The sequence below is a fragment of the Amycolatopsis coloradensis genome (genome assembly GCF_001953865.1).
Lineage (GTDB): Bacteria > Actinomycetota > Actinomycetes > Mycobacteriales > Pseudonocardiaceae > Amycolatopsis > Amycolatopsis coloradensis.
In genome coordinates, this window is sequence record NZ_MQUQ01000009.1 from 135,843 (window position 1) to 158,412 (window position 22,570).

A 22,570-nucleotide genomic window follows, 5' to 3' on the forward strand; every position below is an offset into this window, starting at 1 on the left:
GCGGACGTGGTCAGGACTCCATGGCCTTGATGAGCGAAGTGGGCCTCAGGTCGGTCCAGTTGGTCTCGACGTACTCGAGGCACTCCGGGCGCGAAGCCGGGCCGAACTTCGTGGTCCAGCCCGCCGGGACCTCTACGAACTCGGGCCACAGGCTGTGCTGTCCCTCGTCGTTGACCAGCACCAGGTACGTGCCGTCGGGGTTCTCGAACGGGTTCGTCATGCCTTGTTCTCCTTCTGTGTATCCACGGTGTCCGCCCGGCGCCTGAGCGCGTCCAGTGCGGCGAACCAGTCCTCCGCCAGCACCCGTACCGACTCTTCGGTCAGCACGGCCTCCGGCCATGACCAGTGTGCGCCCAATTCGGGACCACCGGGGCGGTCCTCGGTCAGTGCGTTGAGCGTGAGCGCGTGCGAGACCGGCATCTCGTCGTCCGCGCCGATTTCGGCCGCTTCGGCCTCCGCCGCGTACGACCAGTCGGTCGCCTCGGGGACGCCGATCCGGCCCAGGTAGTTGAACTCGATCTGCGGTTTCGCGAACTCCGCCAGCTCAGGACCGGTGCGGGGGTCGAGATACCGGAGCACGCCGTGCCCGATCCCCGCGTCCGGCAGGCCGTCGAGGTGCGCCCGCACCCGTTCGAGCGCGACACCGGCCGCGGCACCGCCCGCGAACGCGTCCGCCAGGTCGAGGTCGCCGAGGTCGAGGCACACCGGGACGACGCTGGTGAACCAGCCGACGGTCCGCGAAAGATCCGCGCCACCGGCCAGGTCCTCCTCGCGGCCGTGCCCTTCGACGTCGACCAGGATCGCCCTGCCCCCGTCCCGGCGCCACCGGGCGACGGCGAGCGCGAGGCCTGCGAGCAGGACGTCGTTGACCGTCGCGCCGAACGCCGACGGCACGTGCGACAGCAGCGGGGCCGCGCGTTCGGCGGGCAACGTCAGCGACACCTTCCTCACGGTTCCCAGCACGTCCCGAGCGGGGTCGAGCGGCCGGTCCAGCGGGAGAGGATCGCCGCCGCCCAGCACCGACTTCCACCGGTCCAGCTCGCCCTCGCGCTTCTGGGTGGACAACGCCTCCGACCACCGCCGGAATGAAGTGTCCACGGAGGACAGTTCGGGCGCCCGGCCGAGAGCGACCGCTTCCCACGCCGAGGCGAGGTCGGGCACCAGGATCCGCCACGAGACACCATCGACGGCCAGATGGTGGATCATCAGCAGCACCCGTCCGGGCGCGGACGGTCCCGCGTCGAACCACGTCGCGCTCAGCATCACGCCTGCGTCCGGGTCCAGCCGGTCCCTGGTCGGCTCCGCGTGCCGCTCGATCACCGCGGACAGGTCGCCGTCTTCGACGTCGACACGCTCGATGCGGACGTCGACGGATTCGGACACCCGGAGTGCCCAGCCGTCCCTCGACCGGTCGAGCCGCGCGCGCAGCATGTCGTGCCGGGCGACGACAGCGCCGAGCACGGTCGCGAGCCGGTCACCGGTCATCCCGGACGGCGTCCGCAGCAGGGCAGCCTGGTGGTATCCGGCGATCGGGCCGCCGAGTTCACGCAGCGCGTGCATGATCGGCGTCAGCGGAACCGAGTCGTCGGCCTCCAGGTCCTCGGCGACCTCGGCCAGCGCGGCGACCGTCCGACGCGCGAACACCTCATGCGGGGTGATCTTCAGCCCGGCCGCACGTGCCCGGCTGACCAGCCGCATCGCGACGATGCTGTCCCCGCCGAGGGCGAAGAAGTCGTCGTCGGCACCGAGTTCCGGCACGCCGAGCACTTCCGCGAAGAGCGCGCACAGTGTCTCTTCTCGCGCGGTCTCGGGTGCCCGGCCACCGGCCAACTCCGCGTAGTCCGGCGCGGGCAGCGCCTTACGATCCAGCTTCCCGTTGGACAGAACCGGAAGCGCGTCGAGTGCGACGAACGCCGCCGGGACCATGTACTCCGGCAACGTCTCGGCCGCGAACCGCCGAAGTTCCGCGAGGTCCACAGTAGACACCACGTAAGCCACCAGCTGCTTGACCCGCGGGCGGTCCTCGCGCACCAGGACGACGGCCTGCGTGACCTCGCCGTGCCGCTCCAGCACGGCTTCGACCTCGCCCGGCTCGACCCGGAAGCCGCGGATCTTCGCCTGGTCGTCGGCGCGCCCGCCGAAGTCCAGCCGTCCGTCCGCGGTCCACCGGGCGAGGTCGCCGGTGCGGTACATCCGCGCGCCCGCCGGGCCGAACGGATCCGCCACGAACCGCTCCGACGTCAGCGCGGCCCGCCCGAGGTAGCCCCGGGCGAGACCGGAACCGGCGAGGTACAGCTCACCGGTCACGCCGGGCGGCGCCGGCCGCAGCGCCGCGTCCAGCACGTAGGCGCGGGTGTTCGCGACCGGACGGCCGACCAGCGGCTTCCCGCTGTCACCGATCCGCGCGACCAAAGCATCCACTGTGGACTCCGTCGGCCCGTACAGGTTGAAGGCCTCGGTTCCGTCCAAAGTGGCCAGACGGCGCCACAGGCTCTCGGGCACCGCCTCGCCGCCGACGCCGATCACGGCCAGCGGGCACCGGTCGCCGTCGAGCAGGCCCGCGTCGGCCATCTGCGCGAAGAACGACGGCGTGACCTCGATGAAGTCGAAGCCGTCCCGTTCGATCATCGCGGCCAGCAGTTCGGGATCCCGGCGGGTCTCCTCGTCCACGATGTGCACGGCGTGCCCGTCGAGCAACCACAGCTGAGGCTGCCAGGAGGCGTCGAACGAGAACGACCACGCGTGCCCCACCCGCAGATGCGGTTTGCCGGTGGCCTCGACCGCGGGCCGGTGCAGGGTGGCGCGATGGCTGTGGAACAGGTTCACCACACCGCGATGCGGGACGACGACCCCCTTGGGCGTCCCCGTCGAACCCGACGTGTAGATCACGTACGCCGGATGGTCCGGACTGAGCGGGCGGACGCGGTCCCGATCGGTCAGGTCGTGTGCCAGGCGATCTTCGGTGACGAGCGCGCACAGCACCAACGTCTCGATCTCGTTCCTGGGCAACGATTCCAGCAGCTCGGGCTCGGTCAGGATCAGCTTGGGCCGCGCGTCGGCCAGCATCGCGGCGAGCCGCTCGGCCGGGTGGTCCGGATCGAGGGGCAGGTACGCCGCCCCCGCCTTGTGGACCGCGAGGATCGCCAGTAACACGTCCGCCGAACGCGGCAACGCCAAGGCGACGAAGTCCTCGGGGCCCACGCCGTGGGCGACCAGCGCCCGGCCGAGCCGGTTGGCGCGCTCGTTCAGCTCGGTGAAGGTCAGGGCGACCTCACCGGACACCACCGCCGTCGCGCCGGGCGAACGCCGGGCCTGCGCCTCGAACAAACCGGCCACAGTGGACGGTGCGACGTCGAGCGCCGGACCGTTCCACTCGCGGACGACCCGGTGAAGGTCGGCCTCGGTCAGGATGTCGACCCTGCCGACGGGGACGTCCACATCGGACACCATCGCGGCGAGCACCCGCTCCATCGCGGGGAGAAGCCGTTCCGGCAGGCCGGCGTCGAACAGGTCGGCGCGGTACTCGGCGGTGAGCTTCAGCCGGGCGCCGGGCTCCACCGCCCAGGTGAGCGGATAGTGCGTGGAGTCGTCGTGCCGCACGATCTCCCCGCGCAGCCCCGCTCCGGTCTCGTCGTCTTCCGCACCCGGGTAGCTCTCGAACACCATGAGCGTGTCGAACAGCTCGCCCAGCCCGGCCTCTCGCTGGATGTCGGCGAGACCGAGGTGCTGGTGCGCGATCAGGCCGGACTGCTCGTCCTGGACCCGGAGGAGCAGCGCACCCAGCTTTTCGGCCGGGTCGAACGCGATCCGGACCGGGAGCGTGTTGATGAACAGGCCGAGTATCCGCTCGACCCCGGCCAGTTCGGGCGGGCGCCCGGCGACCGTCGCGCCGAACACGACATCCCACCGGCCGGTCAGCCTGCCGAGGACGACGCTCCACGCGGTCTGGACCAGTGTGTTCAGCGTCAGCCCTCGCGAGCGGGCGAGTTCGGCCAGCGCCGTGGTCGCCTGCTCCGGCAGTTCCAGCGAACGGCGTTCCGGCAGCGCCGGGACCCGCTGAGGGTCGTGCGGAACGACGTGGGTCGGCTCGGCCAGCCCGTCGAGCGCCTGCCGCCAAGCGGCTGCGGCCGCCTCGTGATCCTGGTCTCCGAGCCAGCCGAGATGGTCTCGGTACTGCCGGGCGGGTGCCAGGTCCCCGCCCGCGTACAGCTGGGACAGCTCCGCGAACAGCTGCGGCGCCGACCAGCCGTCGAGCAGCACGTGCTGATGGGTGAACACCAGCCGGTACCGCCCCTCCGGCAGGGCCAGCAGCAGGAAACGCAGCAGTGGCGCGGACGCCGGATCGAACCGGCGCCGGTCATGGGCCATTTCCGCTTCGACGGCGTCAGCCGAGTCCACGAACCGCCACGGAACCGTGACCGAACGCGCCACCAGCGCGACCGGACGGCCGGAGGTCAGGTAGCGGTAGCCGGTGCGCAGGACGGCGTGCCGGTCGACGAGTGCCTGAGCGGCGTCACGCAGCCGAGCCGGATCGAGCGGCCCGTCGAGATCGAAGGACACCTGGACGGTGTAGACGTCGGGCCCGTCGCCGTCCATCGTCGCGTGGAAGAGCAGCCCCGCTTGCAATGGCGTCAGTGGCCAGACCTCGGCCGTGTCCGGTGCGACGTCGAGGATCTCGGCGCGTTCGGCGGGATCGAGGTCCACCAACGGCTTCCCGCTCGCCGCGGCGGGAGCGTCGAGCCGCACCGAACCGACCTCGGCCAGCGCCGCGACAGTCCGGTGCCGGAAGACGTCGCGCGGGCTGAGCAGCAGCCCGGCACTCCGCACGCGGCCGACCAGTTGCATCGCGACGATGCTGTCGCCGCCGAGGCGGAAGAAGTCGTCGTGGATGCCGACTTTCTCCAGCCCGAGGACTCCGGCGACGAGCGAAGCGAGGAGTTCTTCACGCGGGGTGCGCGGAGCGTCGCCGGAGACCGCACCGGCGAAGTCCGGGGCGGGCAACGCCTCGCGGTCGAGCTTTCCGTTGGGCGTGAGCGGGAGTTCGTCCAGCACCACGAACGCCGACGGCACCATGTACTTCGGCAGCGCGGACTCCGCCAACCGCCGGGTCTCCTCGATGTCGGCCCCACCGGTCAGGTAGGCCACGAGCCTGCCTTCTCGCAGGACCACCCGCGCGGACAGCACGGACTCGATCTCGCCCAGCTCGATCCGGAAACCGCGCAGCTTGACCTGGTCATCGATGCGACCGAGATACTCGAGCGCCCCGTCGGTCCGCCATCGCGCGAGGTCACCCGTGCGGTACATCCGCTCCCCCTCGGCGAAGGGATTGGCCACGAACCGTTCGGCGGTCAGCCCCGGGCGACCGAGGTAGCCGCGCGCGAGTTGCGCACCGGTCAGGTACAGCTCGCCCGCCACGCCCGGTGGTACCGGGTTCAGCCGGGCGTCCAGCACGTACGTCCGCGTGTTCCACACCGGGCGTCCGATGGGAACGGTGTCGTCGACGACCTCCCACGAGGTCACGTCCACCGAAGCTTCGGTGGGGCCGTAGAGGTTGTGCAGCGGGACGCCCACTCGTGCGGCGAGTTCCGGCGGCAGCGCCTCGCCACTGCACAGGACCCGGCGGACACCGTGCCACTGAGGATCCTCGGCCAGGAACGTTTCCAGCATCGACGGGACGAAATGCAGGGTCGTGATCCCCTGGCCTCGGATCAGCGCCTGGAGGTACCGCGGATCCCGGTGGCCGTCCGGTTCGGCGACCACCAGGGTCGCGCCGGTGATGAGCGGCCAGAAGAACTCCCACACCGACACGTCGAAACTCGACGGCGTCTTCTGCAACACCCGATCTTCAGCCGTGAGACCGTACTCGCCCTGCATCCACAATAGACGGTTCACGATGCCTTCGTGAGGCACCACGACACCCTTGGGACGACCGGTCGAACCCGACGTGTAGATCACGTACGCCGGAGACGCGGGATCCACGGTCCGCCCCAGGTTTTCTCCGGAGTAGCCGTCAACGTCAGGCAAGGTGTCGAGAACGACCGCGGGACCGGCGTCTTCGAGCATGAAGGTCAGCCGGTCGGCCGGATAATCCGTGTCGAGCGGCAAGTAGGCCGCGCCGGCCTTGTGCACCGCGTACAACGCGACCATCAGCTCGATCGACCTCGGCAGCGACACCGCCACCACCGACTCCGCGCCAACCCCTCGCTCGACCAGCCACCGGGCCAAGCGATTCGCCCGCGCGTTCAGCTCCACATAGGACACCGTGACGTCCTCGAACACCACAGCGGGCGCATCCGGCGTCCGCGCCACCTGCGCCTCGAACAACTCCGGCAGCGTCACCGCCGGGACCTCATGAGCCGTGTCGTTCCAGTGCTCGAGCAAAGCGCGTTCGTCCTCTTCGATGACCTCGAACGCGCCGACCGGGAGTGTGGGGTCGGTGGCCGCCTGCTCCAGGACGGCGACCAGCCGCCGCGCGAATCCTTCGGCCGAGGCATGGTCGAACAGGTCGGCGCTGTACTCGATCGCGCCCGAGATCCCGTCGGGATTCTCCAGGAACCCGAATTCGAGGTCGAACTTCGCGACGCCCTGTGCGAAATCCTCCTGCTCCGCGCGAAGGCCGGGCAGCCGCAGGCCTTCCCCGGGTTCGGGCAGGTAGACCACCATCACCTGGAACAACGGGTGCCGGGCCAGCGAACGTTCCGGGTTGACCGCGTCGACCAGCCGCTCGAACGGTAGATCCTGATGCTCGAACGCGGCCAGGTCCGCCGCACGCACCCGAGAGAGCAGGTCACCGAACGCCGGGTCGCCGGACAAGTCGGTGCGCAGCACGAGCGAGTTCACGAAGAAGCCGACCAGCGGCTCCAGCCGTTCGTCGGTGCGGCCGGAACTCGGTGCGCCGAGCGGGATGTCGTCGCCCGCGCCGAGCCGGTGCAGCAGCACCGCGACCGCGGCCTGCGCCAGCATGAACATGCTGACGTCGTACCGCCGAGCGACCTCGCGCAGACGTCCGGTGAGGGCGGTGCCGATCGGGAAGGTGACGAGGCCACCGCGGTGGCTCGACTCGGCGGGCCGCGGCCGGTCCGACGCCAACGCCAGCTCGTCCGGCAGTCCCGCCAGCTCTTCCCGCCAGAACTTCAGATGCCCGGCGGCCGTCGATTCCAGCAGTTCCCGTTGCCACAAGGCGTAGTCCGCGTACTGGACCGGCAGGGATGTCCACTGTGGAGCATTCCCGGCGAGTCGGGCGCCGTACGCCGTAGCGAGGTCGGCCATCAGCGGCCCTCGCGACCACTCGTCCGTCGCCACGTGGTGCAGCACCAGCAGCAGAACGTGTTCCCGCTCCGACACGGCGAAGACCGTCGCCCGGATCGGGAGTTCCTCATCCAGGGCGAATCCGCGAGCGGATTCGGCGGGCAGGTCCCCAGCTTCGGTGAACACGACTTCAGGTCGCGCGTCCGTGAGGATTCGCTGTGAGACAGCGCCGTCCTCCTCCACCAACACGGTCCGGAGTGTTTCGTGCCGCTTGACGACGTCACCGATGGCCGCACGCAACGCGTCCGCGTCCAGCTCGCCATACAGGCGCCAGGCGAGCGGGATGTTGTAGGTGGGCGTGATCCCTCCGAGCTGGTAGAGGAACCACAACCGTTGCTGCGCGGGCGAAAGCGGCAGCACGGCCGGCCGGGTACCGGCGCTCAAGAGCGGCAGGGCCGACGGTCCCGTGAGCCGTTCGGCCAGCGCCGCGACGGTGGGGGCGTCGAAGACGTCACGGACCGACACCGTCGCGTCCAGACTCGCCGAGATCCGGCTGACCAGGCGCATCACCAGCAGCGAATGCCCGCCGAGCGTGAAGAAGTCGTCATCGATCCCGACCCGGTCGACGCCGAGCACGTCGGCGAACAACGCGCCCAGCGCCTCTTCCCTCGCGTTCCGCGGTTCGCGGCCTTCGCTGGTCGCGAACTCGGGTGATGCGTATTTGAGAGCGGTGAGCGCTTTGCGGTCGAGCTTGCCGTTCGGGGTCAGCGGGATCTCATCGAGTACGACGAACGCCGACGGCACCATGTGCTCGGGCAGTTTCGCCGCCACTGCGTCCCGCAATCCGGTGCCGGAACCGACGACATACGCCACCAGCCGGTCTTCACGGGCGACGACCACAGCGCGCGAGACAGACCCCGAAGCGGTCAGAGCCGCCTCGACCTCACCCAGTTCGACCCGGAAGCCGCGGATCTTGACCTGGTCGTCGACCCGGCCCAGGAACTCCAGGACACCGTCGGCGGACCAGCGCGCGAGGTCACCGGTGCGATACATCCGCTCCCCCACCGCGAACGGGTTCGCCACGAACCGCCCGGCGGTCAACCCGGGACGGGCCAGATACCCGCGTGCGAGCTGCGCACCGGCGAGGTAAAGCTCACCGGGGACACCCGGCGGGACCGGGTTCAGCCGGGCGTCCAGCACGTACGTCCGCGTGTTCCACACCGGACGGCCGATCGGGACCGACGGCGTCGTCTCAGCTCCGGCGGGCCAAGCGGTGACGTCGACCGACGCTTCGGTGGGCCCGTAGAGGTTGTACAGCGGGACGTCCACGCGGGCGGCCAGTTCCGACGGCAACGCCTCACCACTGCAGATGACGCGCCGCAACCCTGTGCAGTTCGCCGTCTCCAGGAACACTGCGAGCATCGACGGGACGAAGTGGACGGTCGTGATCCCGGCGGTGCGGATCAGCTCCGCCAGGTACGCCGGATCCTTGTGTCCCTCGGGCTTCGCGACCACCAGCGTCGCGCCGGTGATCAGTGGCCAGAAGAATTCCCACACCGACACATCGAAACTCGACGGCGTCTTCTGCAACACCCGATCATCCGCCGTGAGACCGTACTCATCCTGCATCCACAGCAGACGGTTCACGATGCCCTCATGAGGCACCACAACACCCTTCGGACGCCCCGTCGAACCCGACGTGTAGATCACGTACGCCGGAGACGACGGGTCGACAACCCGGCCCAAATTCTCGTCGGGGTAACCGTCCGAAATGGGCAGTTCATCGAGAACCACCGCGGGAGCGGCGTCTTCGAACATGAACGCGATGCGATCGGCCGGGTAGTCGCGATCGACCGGCAGGTAAGCCCCGCCCGCCTTGTGCACCGCGTACAACGCGACGACCAGATCGAGCGACCGCGGTAGCGAAACCGCCACCACAGACTCCGCACCGACACCCTGCTCAACCAACCACCAGGCCAGTCGATTCACCCGAGCGTTCAGCTCCACATAGGACACCGTGGCGCCCCCGAACATTACAGCGGGCGCGTCCGGCGTCCGCACCACCTGCGCCTCGAACAACTCCGGCAGCGTCGTAGCCGGGACCTCGCGTGACGTGTCGTTCCACTTGGTCATCCGCGCGAGTTCGCCGCCGACGAGGACGTCGAGCGTGGCGACCGGGCGGCTCGGTTCGGCGGTGACCTGCTCCAGCAGGGACGCGAGCCGCGCCAGCAACCGCTCGGCGGTCGCCGCGTCGGCGAGGTCTTCCGCGTATTCCAGCATCAGCGTGGCGGTGTCCCCGGCGTCGACCATCGTGAAGTGCAGGTCGAACTTCGCCATGCCGGTGTCCATCTCGAACCACTCGGCGGGCAGGCCGAGCACGTCGCGGACACCGCTCTGCCGGTGATAGCCCACCATCACCTGGAACAGTGGGTTGCGCCCCGGCACCCGGGGCGGGTTCAGCTCCTCGACCACGCGCTCGAACGGCAGGTCACCGTGGGAGAACGCGGCGAGATCCGCCTCGCGGACCCGGTCGAGCAGTGCGGCGAACGTCGGCTCGCCGGAGAGATCGGTCCGCAGTACCAGGGTGTTCACGAAGAACCCGACGAGATCGTCGAGTGCCGCGTCGGTCCGTCCCGCGATCGGGGCGCCGAGCGGGATGTCGTCCCCGGCGCCGGTCCGGTGCAGCAGCGCGGCCACCGCCGCCTGGAGCACCATGAACGGGCTCGCTCCCGCCTTCGCCGCCAGCTCGCGCACAGCGGCCGACAACTCTTCGGACAGCCGGGACTTCACCTTCCCGCCGCGGCCGGTCGGCCGGAGCGGACGCGGGCGGTCCAGCGGCAGGGTCAGCTCCTCCGGCGCACCGCGCAGGGACTCCGTCCAGAAGGCGACCTGACCGGCACCACGCTGGTCGAGGAAGTCTCGCTGCCACAACGCGAAGTCGACGTACTGCACCGGGAGGTCCGTCCACACCGGACTCTCGCCGTCGAGACGGGCTCGATACGCCGAGGTCAGGTCGCCGAGGAACGGGCGGTCGGACCATTCGTCGGTCGCGCTGTGGTGCAGGACCAGCGAGACCACCTGGTCGTCGGCACCGAGCCGCAGCACCCGCAGCCGGACCGGGATCTCCCGCGCCAGATCGAACGGCGTCCTCGAAAGCTCGGCGACGCGGGCAGCCAGCCCGGCCTCGTCACAGTCTTCGACGGCGAACGGGATCTCCGGCGCGTCGAGGACGCGCTGGCAGGGCTCCCCATCGTGCTCGGCGAAGACGGTCCGCAGGACTTCGTGCCTGCCGAGAACGTCACCCAGTGCGGCACGCAGGGCTTCGAAATCGAGGCCACCGCGCAACCGGAAGGTCAGCGGGAAGTTGTAGGCGACCGCGTTCGGTTCCATCCGGTCGACCAGCCAGAGGCTTCGCTGGGCGGACGACAACGGGACGCGTCCGGGACGCTCGGCACGGACCACCGCCGGCCGCGCCGGTTCGCCGCCGCCCGCGCGAGCGGCCAGTTCGGCGACCGTCGGCGCCTCGAACAGGTCACGGATGGCCAGTTCGGCGCCGAGCTCGGTCCGGGCCCGGCTGATGAGCCGGGTGGCGAGCAGCGAATGGCCGCCGAGATCGAAGAAGTTGTCCTCGACACCGACCTCGTCCAGCCCGAGGACCTCGGCGAAGAGCGCGCACAGCGTCTCCTCCGCGGCGGTCTCGGCCGGGCGGCTCTCGGTGAGCCGCACCGCCTGATCGGCTTCGGGCAGCGCCCGCACGTTGAGCTTGCCGTTGTCGGTCAGCGGCAACGCGCCGAGCGTGACGAACGCCGCCGGGACCATGTAGTCCGGCAGTTCCGTCTTGAGCCGCTCGCGCAGGCGCTGCGCCAGTTCGCCGCCACCGCGGGCCGCGGTCGGGCTCGTGGCGTACTCGGCCAGGTTGGTGCCGACCGAAACCGGCACGTGCACATCGGTGACCAGCGCGTTCGTCTGTCCCTTGTGGACGAACACCGCGTCGAAGGCCCCGTCGGACGACCAGGTGCAGTGCACCCGGAAGCCGAGCCGGTCACCGAGTTCGTGCACGTCCTCCGGCTCGATGCCGTCGGTACCACGGCACAACTCAAGGACGTCGATGAGCGGCGCCCCGGAGCCCAGCGCACGGGTCGCCTCGACCTCCGGCGCCTGCCGGGCGTCCGGGATGCGGCTCAGCCGCAGCGTTTCCACGCCGGTGAGCTGCTCTTCCAACGCGGCGAGCGAGCCCACCTCCTCCCAGGACAGCCGCGGCGCCTGCGCGACCGACAACGTCGCGGCGGGTGCCTTCACCAGGACCGCGTCGTAGCGGTACCGGCTCAGTTCGTTGTGCAGCCTGGCCCGTTTGATCCGGACCTGCGCCGCGACGCCCGGAAGCCGCCGCGCGAGCGCGGTGAAATAGTCCGGGTCGATCAGCAGTTCCTTCTCCAGCGCGGCCCCGCGTTCGATCGCTCGCCGCACCTGGGCGACGTCGGACGCCGCGTCGGCGCGGGTCAGCTGGATGGCGGTCTGGAAGGCGCGGGCGAGCCGCAGGTTCCGGACGTCGCCGACGAACAGCGCGCCGCCGGGCGCGAGCAGGCCGATCGCCCGGGTGACGACGTCGGTCAGGTAGTCGACGCTCGGGAAGTACTGGATGACCGAGTTGATCACGATCGTGTCGAACCGTCCGGCAGGCAGGCCGTCGAACACGTGCGCCGGCTGAGCACGCAGGTTCAGCTTGGCCGCCAACTCCGGATCCCGGTCCAGCTCCCGGTTCAGTTTCGCGATCACCGGCGCGGCGAGGTCGGTGCCCCAGTACTCCCGGGCGAGCGGCGCGATCCGCCCCATCAGCAGACCGGTGCCGACCCCGATCTCCAGCACCCGCTCCGGTTTCAGTTCGGCGATCCGGTCCACGGTCGCCTGCCGCCATTCCCGCATATGCTCGATCGGGATCGGATCGCCGTCGTAGCTGGAATCCCAGCCCGCGAAGTCCTCGGTGAACAGGGCGGTCGGGATCTCGGTGTACTCGTCGGAGTAGATCTGCCGCCATTCGCCGACCTGGTCGGCCTCCGCCTCGGCCCGTGCGTCCCCGCTCAGTTCGGCGGGGACGACGTAGCCGATGAGCCGCTGCGAACCCGGCGCCGACGGATCGGGCCGCGCGATGACGGCGGCCTGCGCGACCTCCGGATACCGGCTGAGCGCGGTCTCGATCTCCCCGAGTTCGACGCGGTAGCCGCGGATCTTGACCTGGTCGTCGGTCCGGCCGAGGAAGTCGAGATTGCCGTCCGTGCGGCGGCGCACCAGATCGCCGGTGCGGTACATCCTCCCACCCGTCGCCCGACCACCACCCCTCATCGAGTCGCTGCGCGACGCGGTGTCTCCACCCGTGACGAACGGATCGGCGACGAACCGTTCGGCCGTCAAGCCGGGACGCCCGAGATAGCCGCGGGCCAGCCCTTCGCCCGCGATGTAGAGCTCACCCGCGACACCGTCGGACACGGGCCGGAGCCAGGCGTCCACGATGTAGGCGCGGGTGTTCCAAATCGGTTTGCCGACGGTCGGGGTGTCGCTGTCGGTCGTGCCGCCGCCGAGTGTGTTGATCGTGTACTCGGTGGGGCCGTACAGGTTGTAGCCGTAGGTCCCGTCGGTGTCACGCAGCCGGTTCCACACCCACTCCGAGACCGCCTCGCCGCCGAGCAGGACGAGCGCGGGCCGGTGCCCCTCCAGCAGCCCTTCCTCGATCAGCAGGTGGGCATAGGTCGGCGTCACGTTGACGACGTCGACCTCGTGCTCGTCGCAGTAGGCCACGAGCGCCCGCGCGTCCCGCCGCAATTCCTCGTCGCACACGTGGACCTCGTGCCCTTCGACGAGCCACAGCAGCTCTTCCCAAGACATGTCGAAGGCGAACGACACGGTGTGCGCGATCCGCAGGCGCCGCCCGCCCGCCGACGCGATGGCCGGGGCGAAGATCGCGCCCTGGTGGTTGAGCTGCATGTTCGTCAGGCCGCGGTACGGCGTCACGACGCCCTTGGGTTCGCCCGTCGAGCCCGACGTGTAGATGACGTACGCCGGGTGCTCCAGGCGATCCGCCCGGCCGCGCGCGAACAGCGGGCGTTCGGCGTCGGAGACCGGGCCGTCACCGAACGCGCTGTCTTCGTGGTCATCGACGAGCACCCGAGGCGTGCCACCGGGCAGCGTCGCCGAGACGTCCTTTGTGGACACCAGACACAACGGCCTGGCGTCCGCCAGCATCACCGCGAGCCGGTCGGCCGGATAGTCCAGCTCCAGCGGCAGGTACGCGGCGCCGGTCCGCAGCACGGCGAACAACGCGACGACCATGTCGACCGACCGCGGCAGGCCGAGCGCGATCACCTGTTCCGGCGCGGCGCCCTTCGCCAGCAGCAGCCTGGCCATCCGGTTGATACGCGCGTCGAGTTCCGCGTACGTCAGTTGTTCTCCGCCACCGCCCGAGGTACTTTTTCCCGCCGAGGGCGAATCGACACAGACCAAGGCGATCGCGTCGGGTGTCCGCTCGGCCTGGACGGCCAGCAGATCCGCGATCGTGTCCTCGATCACCGGGTGCTCGGCCTCGGCCCAGCCCGCTTCCAGTGCGGCACGGTCCTCAGTGGACACCGTCGCGAGTGCCGCGACGGGTTTCGCCGGGTCTTCCACGATCTGCTCGACCAGCGAGGTGAACCGGCCCAGGACCGACGCGGCCTCGTCGGAGTCGATCACGTCGTCTCGATAGGACAGTGTGACCCGGATTTCCTCGCCCGGCGTCACCACCAGCGTCAGCGGGTAGTGCGTCGCGTCGATGTTGAGCAGGCCGGTGATGCCGTGCCGGTGGCGGAGGCCGTCACGCCGTTCCTCACCGTCGGCGTTGCGGAGTACGAAGAGCGTGTCGAACAGGACGCGGTGCCCGGCCTCCCGTTGCAGGACGCCGAGGCTCATGAACTCATACGGAGTCAGGTCCATCCGCTCGGACTGCAACCGCCGCACCAGGTCCAGCACGGATTCACCGGCATCGAGCCGCACCCGGGTCGGCACGGTGTTGAGGAAGAGGCCGATGGTGTTCTCGATCTCGGGCACGGCGGCGGGCCTGCCCGCGACGGCGGTGCCGAACACGACGTCGTGCCGCCCGGTCATGGTCGACAGGACGAGGCCCCAGGCGGCGTTGAGCACGGAGTTCACGGTCAGGCCGTGCCGCCGGGCCTGTTCCCGGAGCCCGCGGCCCAGGTCACCGGACAGGACGGTGTCCAGGTTGACCGGCGTGGCGGGGACCAGGTCCCGGCCCTCCGGCCCGATGACGGTCGGCTCCGCGAGCCCGGACAGCGCGTCGCGCCACGCGCTCGTGGCGGTCTCGATGTCCTGCCGGTCCAGCCAGCGCAGGAAGTCCGCATAGGACCCGGCCGCGGAGAGCGTCCGGTCGTCGCCGCCGAGGTCGTACAGCGCGAACAGCTGTTCGATGAAGAGCCAGGCGGACCAGCCGTCCCAGAGCAGCAGGTGCCGGTTCAGCACCACCCGGTCGCGCCCCTCCCCGAGCCGCACCAGTTTCAGGCGGAACAGCGGCGGGGCGCCGAGGTCGAACCGGGTCGCGCGGTCCTCGGCCATCAGTGCGTCCAGCCGTGCCCGCTGTTCCTCTTCGGACAGTGCCGAAAGGTCCACTTCGGACACCGGCGGTTCGACGGCGGCCGCCACGAACTGAACCGGTCCTCGCAGCCCCTCGCTGGTGAAACCGGCGCCGAGACTCGGGATCCGGCGGAGCAACGCGGACACCGCCGACCGCACCCGTCCGGCGTCCAGGCGGTGATCGAAGTCGATCGCCTCCTGGATCGTGTAGATGTCGACCCGGTCGGAGTTGTAGCTGGAGTGGAAGAAGAGGCCTTCCTGGAGCGGGGACAACGGCCAGACGTCGGCGACCGGCACCGGGCTGAACCGCTCGACGCGGACGATCTCCTCCTGGCTCAGCGACACCAGTTCGAGGTCGGACGGCGTGAGCCCCACGGGCGCGTCGAGGTCCGCCGCCGCGAGGTCGCGCAAGGCGGCGGCCCAGCGGTCCGCGAGCGTTCCCGCCGGACCGTCGAACGTCGCAGTCAGCCTCGGCCCGTTGTCGGTGTCCTCGCAGGCGACCCCGATCCGCAGGACATGGTCACCCGGCGGCGGCACCGCCGCGTACCCGGCGACCTGCCACTCCCCCGATCCGGCCGGGACCCGGCCGTCGTACCGCAGGGCGATCCGCGGCTTCGCGAGCCCGGCGAGCAGCGGTCCGGTCTGGGGGTTGAGGTAACGCAGCGCACCGTAGCCCCCGGGCGTCTCCCGGACGGTTTCCTTGACGGCCTTCAGCATCGCGAGCGGTTCGCCGGCCGCGGTGATCCGGACCGGGCGGACCGACGTCAACGCGCCGACGGTGTCCGCCGCGTCCACGGGTCCGTGAAGGTCGACGAGGAGATCGTCGTCGACAGCGGCTTTCAGAGCCGTCAGGAGGACGTCGGTCACGTCACCGTGAACGGCGGACGGGAGTGGGCCGATGAGTGTGCGAGTGTCCTCGATGGACAAGGTGATCCGGCGTTCGGCGACGTCACCGGAAATCTCGGCGAAGCCGGGCGCCAAGGTCTCGGCCCAGTGCTCGATCTCACCGAGGAGTCCGGGGTCCTGCGCACGCTCGGTGATCCGGCGGGCGATGGTCCGCAGCGAAGTCCTCACCGGCGTGAACACCGGCGGATGGCCGCCGGTCACGGCTTGCCAGGCGATCGCGAGATCGGCCGCCAGCGTTGTCCGGCTCCGGGCGTCCAGCAGCGCGGGATGCGCCACCAGGAGCAACCTGCCCGGCTCTTCGAACCAGACGGCCTGCAGCAGGTTGTCCGCGAGCCTGCCCACGGCATCCCGGTGCTCGGCCTCGACGGACCCGGTCCCGCGACGAAGCAGCTCGGCCGCCTGAACCGTCCCTTGTGGACGGGTTTCGAGCGACCACAGCACCGAAGCGACCTTCGACAGTTCGAGCCGCAGACCGTCGTGGTGGTCAAGCACGAGTTGCAGGGCCGCGGCGAGCGTCTCGACGTCGGCCCCGGCCGGCAGGGTCAGCAGGACGGACTCCGGCTGGACCGCGTCACCCAGCTCCCGCAGCCGGAGGATTTCGGGCAGGAGAGAGAGCGCGCCGACACCGTCCGCGTCGGCCACCGGCTCGGCCGGCGTCGCGGAAGCGGCGAGCGCCGCCGGGGTCCGGAGTGCGAAAACGTCCTTGGGACTCAGTTCGAATCCTGCCCGCCGGGCGCGGCTCGACACGGCGATCGACGAGATGCTGTCGCCGCCCAGCAGGAAGAAGTCCCCGTGGGCGCCGACGGTGTCCAGGCCGAGGACGTCCGCGAAGATCCGCGCCAAGGCGCGTTCCCGGTCGTTCTCGGGTGTGGTCCCGGACTGTCCGATCACGGGCGCGGGCAGTGCCCGGACGTCGAGCTTTCCGCTGGGGGTCAACGGGAACTCGGCCAGGACCACGAACGAGACCGGGATCATCGGGGCAGGCAAGGCTTCGCTGACAGCGGCCCGCAACCGTTCCGGGTCCGCGCCACCGGCCACGTAACCGATGAGCGTGCCGTCCTTCGCCACGACCGTGGCGGCCGTGACGTCCGGCTGCGCGGCGAGGACGGCTTCGATCTCGCCGAGTTCGATCCGGTTGCCGCGGATCTTCACCTGGCGGTCGGTGCGGCCGAGGTACTCGAGTTCACCGTCGGCGCGGCGGCGGACCAGGTCCCCGGTCCGGTACAGCCGCTGTCCCGGTTCGCCGAACGGGTCGGCGACGAAGCGTTCGGCGGTCAGCCCTGGCCGCCCGTGATAGCCGCGGGCCAGCTGGACACCGGCGAGGTACAACTCTCCCGCGACGCCGTCGGGCAACGGGCGAAGGCAGCCGTCGAGGACGTGCGCCCGCGTGTTCCACACCGGACGCCCGATGGGGACAGTGGCGCCCTCGGATCCGCCGGCATCGAAGAAGGTCACATCCACGGCGGCCTCGGTCGGGCCGTAGAGGTTGTGCAGCGGGACACCGGTGAGCGAGCGCCAGCGCGCGGCGACTTCGCCGGTCAGCGCCTCGCCACTGGAGAACACCTGACGCAGGGAGCCCAGGCCGCCGGTGGCTTCGTCGCTGCCGAGGAACGCGGCGAGCATGGACGGGACGAAGTGCAGGGTGGTGATCTCCCGCTCCCGGATCACCCTGGCGAGATACGCCGGGTCGCGGTGGCCGTCCGGTTCGGCCAGCACCACCGCGGCGCCTTCGCAGAGCGCCCAGAAGAATTCCCATACGGAGACGTCGAAGCTCGACGGGGTCTTCTGCAACACCCGGTCCGACGCCGTGAGCCGATACTCGTGCTGCGTCCACGCCAGCCGGTTGACGATCGCGCGATGCGTGACCACCACGCCTTTCGGCCGCCCTGTCGAGCCGGAGGTGTAGATCAGGTAGGCCGCGTCGTCCGGTCCCGCGGCAACGCCCGGGACGTCGTCCACGGCGGGCTCGCCGGTCACGGAGACCTGCGTCAGCCCGGTGACGGCGGGGATCCGCGAGGCCGTCCCGGGTTCGGAGACCACGAGCCGTGCGCCGGAGTCGGCCAGCATGTACTCCAGCCGGTCGGCCGGGTAGTCGAGGTCGATCGGCAGGTAGGCGGCTCCGGCCTTGAGGACGCCCAGGAGCGCGACCATCAACTCGGCCGACCTCGGTACGGCGACGGCCACGACCTGGTCGGGACCCGTGCCCAGCGACCGCAGCCTGCGGGCCAGTTCTTCCGCGCGGGCGTCGAGGTCCGCATAGGACAGTTCGGTGTCCTTGAACACCACCGCCGTCGCGGACGGCGTCTTGGCGACCTGGTCGGCGATGGCCTCGGCCAGCGTGCGCTCCGGCACCGGATGCGAGGTCGCGTTGAGTTCGGCGAGGCGGCCGCGTTCGGCGGGCGACAGCAGGTCCAGCGCGGCGACCGGCAGGCCGGGGTTCCCGGTCAGCGTCTCCAGCAGCCGGGCGAACCGTTCCGCGAGCTGCCCGGCCGCGACCGCGTCGATCCGGGCGGCGTCGAATTTGAGGCTGAAGCCCAGGTCCTCGCCCGGCGTCACGATCACCGCGACCGGGAAGTGCACCGCGTCGGTGACCTCGACGTTCGCGAGGCGCACGGTTGCCGAAGGGTCGGCGCGCTCGTCGTCACGCGGGAAGTTCTCCACGACGACGAGGGTGTCGAACAGTTCTTCCTGTCCCGCTCCGGCGATCCGTCGCAGTTCGCCGAGACCGAGATGCTGGTGGTCCAGCAACGCCGCCCGCTCGTCCTGCAACCGCCGCAGCACGGCGGCGACGGTGTCGGACCCGGACCAGCGCGACCGCACCGGCACCGTGTTGATGTACAGGCCGACCGCCGATTCGAGGCCGGGTGCGCCGGTGTCGCGACCGGAAACCGTGCTGCCGAACAGCACGTCGTCCCGGCCGGTGAGCCCGCCGAGCAGGAGCCCCCACGCGCCGTGCAGGACGGTGCCGAGGGTGAGTCCGTGCCCGCGTGCCATGGCGGACAACCCCGCCGTCGCCTGCTCGCCGAGGTTCAGGTGCACCCGTGACGGCCGCCGCTCGGCTCCAGGCCGCCCGTCGACCAGCCGGGTGGGTTCGTCCACTCCGGACAAGGCAGCCCGCCAGGTTTCCCTCGACACCTCGTGATCGCGCGCCGCGAGCCGTCGCAGGTGATCCGCGCGCGTGTCCCGCTCCGGGAGCGGAGCGTTCGCCCCCGCGTATCCCGCCAGCAGTTCGCGGAGCAGCACCACGACCGACCAGCCGTCGGCGATGATGTGATGGAACGTCAGCGCCAGCTTGACCCGGTCTTCGCCGATCCTGGCGAACGTCGCTCGTACCAGGGGCGGCCGTGCGAAGTCGAACCGGCGTGCGCGGTCGGCATCGAAGGCTTCCGCGGCCTCATCGGCGGCCACCTCACGCCAGGGAAGTTCGGCGTGCCGGGTCACCAGCTGGACGACCCGGCCGCCGCCGAGCTGCCGGAAACCGGATCGCAGCGACGCGTGCCGGTCCAGCAGTGCCTGCGCCGACCGGCGCAGCGTGTCGGCGTCGACCGGTCCTTCGAGGTCGAGCACCTCTTGGACCGTGTAGATGTCAGCGGCCGGGCCGCCTTCGAACTCCGCGTGAAAGAAGAACCCTTCCTGCAACGGCGTCACGGGCAGGACGTCGGCGTACTCGGCGAGCGAGGCGCGTTCGGCATCGGTCAGCTCCAGCAGCGGCCGCTCGTCCACAGTGGACTCGATGGCCACGCTGCCCGCGCAGGCGGCCAGCGCCTCGGGCGTCCGGTGCCGGAACACCTGACGCGGGGTGATCGCGAGGCCGTGTTCCGCCGCGCCGAGCACCAGCCGGATGGACAGGATGCTGTCGCCGCCGAGGGAGAAGAAGTCGTCGTCCGCGCCGGCCGAGTCCAGCCCGAGGACCCGCGCGACGACGTCGCACAGGATCCGTTCCCGCTCGGTGCGCGGAGCGCGGCCGGTGGCCGCGGCGCCGAAATCGGGCAGGGGCAATGAAGTACGGTCCAGTTTGCCGTTCGGCATGATCGGGAGCCGGTCGAGTTCCACGAACGCCGACGGCACCAGGTAATGCGGCAGCGCCGATTCCGCGTGGGTGCGCAGCTCCTTCGACAGCGACGTCGATCCACCCGCCGCCGGGACGACGTACGCCACCAGGCGCCGATCCCCCGGCTTGACCTCGCGCGGCACGACGGCGATCCGCTCGACCCCGGGATACCGGGCGAGCGCGGATTCGATCTCCCCGGGCTCGATCCGGAACCCGCGGATCTTGACCTGGTGATCGGTGCGGCCCAGGAAGTCGAGGTTCCCGTCCGCGCGCCAGCGGACCCGGTCGCCGGTACGGTACATGCGCTCTCCGCCACCGGCGAAAGGATCGGCGACAAACCGTTCCGCCGACAGCCCCGGACGTCCGGCGTAGCCCCGCGCGAGCCCTCGTCCGCCGACGTACAACTCCCCTTCGACGCCGGCCGGGACCGGCCGCAGCGCGGTGTCGAGGACGTAGCAGCGGGTGTTCGGATCCGGCCCGCCGATCGGGATGGGCCCGGTCCAGCCGGGTTCGGCCGCCCACAGCGTCGAGTTCACCGTCGCCTCGGTCAGCCCGTACGCGGCGACGACCTTCTGGTCCTCTGCCCAGCGCGCGATCAGTTCCGGCGGCACGGTCTCGGTGCCGACGATCAGCACCGCGCCCTTCGGCAGCTCACAGTCCGAGGGCAGAGCCGCCACCAGCGACGGCGGCAGGATCATATGCGTCGCCACGTTGGCGGCGATGTAACCGGTCAGCTCGGCACCCGCGACCCGGCGGTGCGACGGCACCACGATCAGCGTCCCGCCGACGCACAGGGACATGACCAGATCCCAGACCGTGACGTCGAAGCCGGTCGAGGCGAACTGCACGACCCGGCTGTCCTCGCCGATGCCGATCCGCTCGGTCGCCGTGCTGATCAGGCTGCCGATCCCGTCGTGGGAAAGGACCACGCCCTTCGGCTTCCCGGTCGAACCCGACGTGTAGATGACATACGCGGCCTGGCTCAGCGCGATCCCGCTCACGTCCACGGTGGACGCGTCAAGTACCGAGAGTTCCGCGGCTATCGCCGGATCATCGAGAAGGACAGTGTCCACACTGGACGGAAGCCGAGCAGAATCGTCCTTTGTGGACACCACGATCCCGGCACCGGCGTGCGACAGCATGTACGCGACGCGGTCTTCGGGGTGGTCGAGGTCGAGAGGGAGGTACGCGGCACCGGCTTTCATGACGGCGAGGAGTGCGACGACGAGCTCGGCCGAACGCGGCATCGCCACGGCGACGACGTCCTCGTCACCGACACCGCGATTCCGCAGCAGGCGGGCGAGGCGGTTGGCGGCGGTGTCGACTTCGGCGTAGGTCAGCCGGACGTCCTCGCAGACGACGGCCTCGGCGTCCGGTCGCCGCGCCACGACCCGGTCGAACGCTTCGGGCCAGGACACCTCCGGCGAATTCGCCACGGCGGTCCCGAACTCCAGCACCCGGGCCCGTTCTTCGGCCGAGAGCAGGTCGATCGCGGCCAGCGGCGGCTCGGGCCGCTCCACCAGCGCGTCCAGCACCGCGGCGAACCGGCGACGGTGCTCGGCGAGTTCCTCGTCCGAAGAGGAGGCCGCGTCGGCATCGAAGTCGAACCGGAGACCCCGGCCTTCACCGGCGTCGTACACGGCGATGGCGATGTCACTGATCGGCCCGAGTTCGAGATTGTGCACCGTGGCGCTCGCGTCGCCGAACGCGAGTTCACCGTCCACGGCCATGAAGTTCACACTCAGCCCGACGAGTTCGTGCACCCCGCCGCTCGCGCCGAGTTCACGGGCGAGGTCCTCGCCGCGGTACCGGCTGTGCTCCAGCAGCGCGGAGACCTTCTCCGCGACCTGGGCGACCAGCAGAGCCGGCGTCGTCTCCGGCCGTACGGACAGCCGCAACGGCAGGACGTTGGACACCATGCCCGGCTGCTCACGCAGCGCGCGGGTGGTGCGCGCGGTGACCGGCAGGCCGAGGACGAGGTCTTCGGCGCCGGTCACGCGGTGGGCGTAGGCCGCCACGGCGGCGATCGCGACACGCGACAGCCGCGTTCCCGTGTCGAGCGCGAACTTCCGGAGGCGACCGGCCTTCGCCGCGGGCAGCTCCCACGAGTGCCGCCGCAGCCGGACCGGGCCGGACGACGCGCGTTCGAGCAACCGCACCGGGTTCGGCCTGCCCGCGAGTTCGCCGAGCCAGTAGGCGTGGTCGGCCTTGTCGTCATAGACGGCCTCGGCCAGTCCCGAGAGCGGCCACGCGACCTCTTCGGCGGTGCCCGAATACAGGGCGGCCGCGCGGCGGGTCAGGACGGCTTGCCCGTGCGCGTCCATCACCAGATGGTGGTAACGCTGGAACCAGCGGACCCGGTCTTCGCCAAGGATCAGCAACGTATGCCCGGTGAGCGGGCCGCGACCGAGATCGGCCGCAACGGCCAGTTCCGCCCGCGCCCATTCGTCGGCCGCCCGCGCCGGATCCGGCTCGGCGGTGAAGTCGAGGACGGCGACCTCGCCCGGGGTGACGGGGCGCTGAACCGGCGTGCTTCCGTCCAAATCGACCGTGACGTGCAGGCACTCGGCCTCCGCGACCGCCCTCCGGATGGCTTCACCCAGGCGGACGATGTCGATGTCGCCGCGAAGCTCCGCGACCCAGCCGATCGTGTAGACCGGATCGGCCGGGTCGAGCTGCTGAGCGAACCAGATCCCCTGCTGCGCCGGGGTCAGGGGAAAGCCGCGGTTCATCGGGTTCTGCCTCCACCGT

2 protein-coding genes are annotated in these 22,570 nt (G+C 70.6%); both read right to left on the bottom strand.

Features of this window, described 5'->3' with window-relative positions; all coding sequences use genetic code 11:
• Positions 1-10: 10 nt before the first annotated feature.
• On the bottom strand, positions 11-220 hold the full coding sequence (locus BS329_RS17775) for an MbtH family protein (RefSeq protein WP_076162156.1): 210 nt from the start codon (positions 218-220) through the stop codon (positions 11-13).
• Positions 217-22,551: a non-ribosomal peptide synthetase gene (locus tag BS329_RS17780; protein WP_076162158.1), complete on the bottom strand. Its 22,335-nt coding sequence runs from the start codon at positions 22,549-22,551 to the stop codon at positions 217-219. Before BS329_RS17780 ends, BS329_RS17775 begins: the two co-directional genes overlap by 4 nt.
• Positions 22,552-22,570 lie beyond the last annotated feature (19 nt).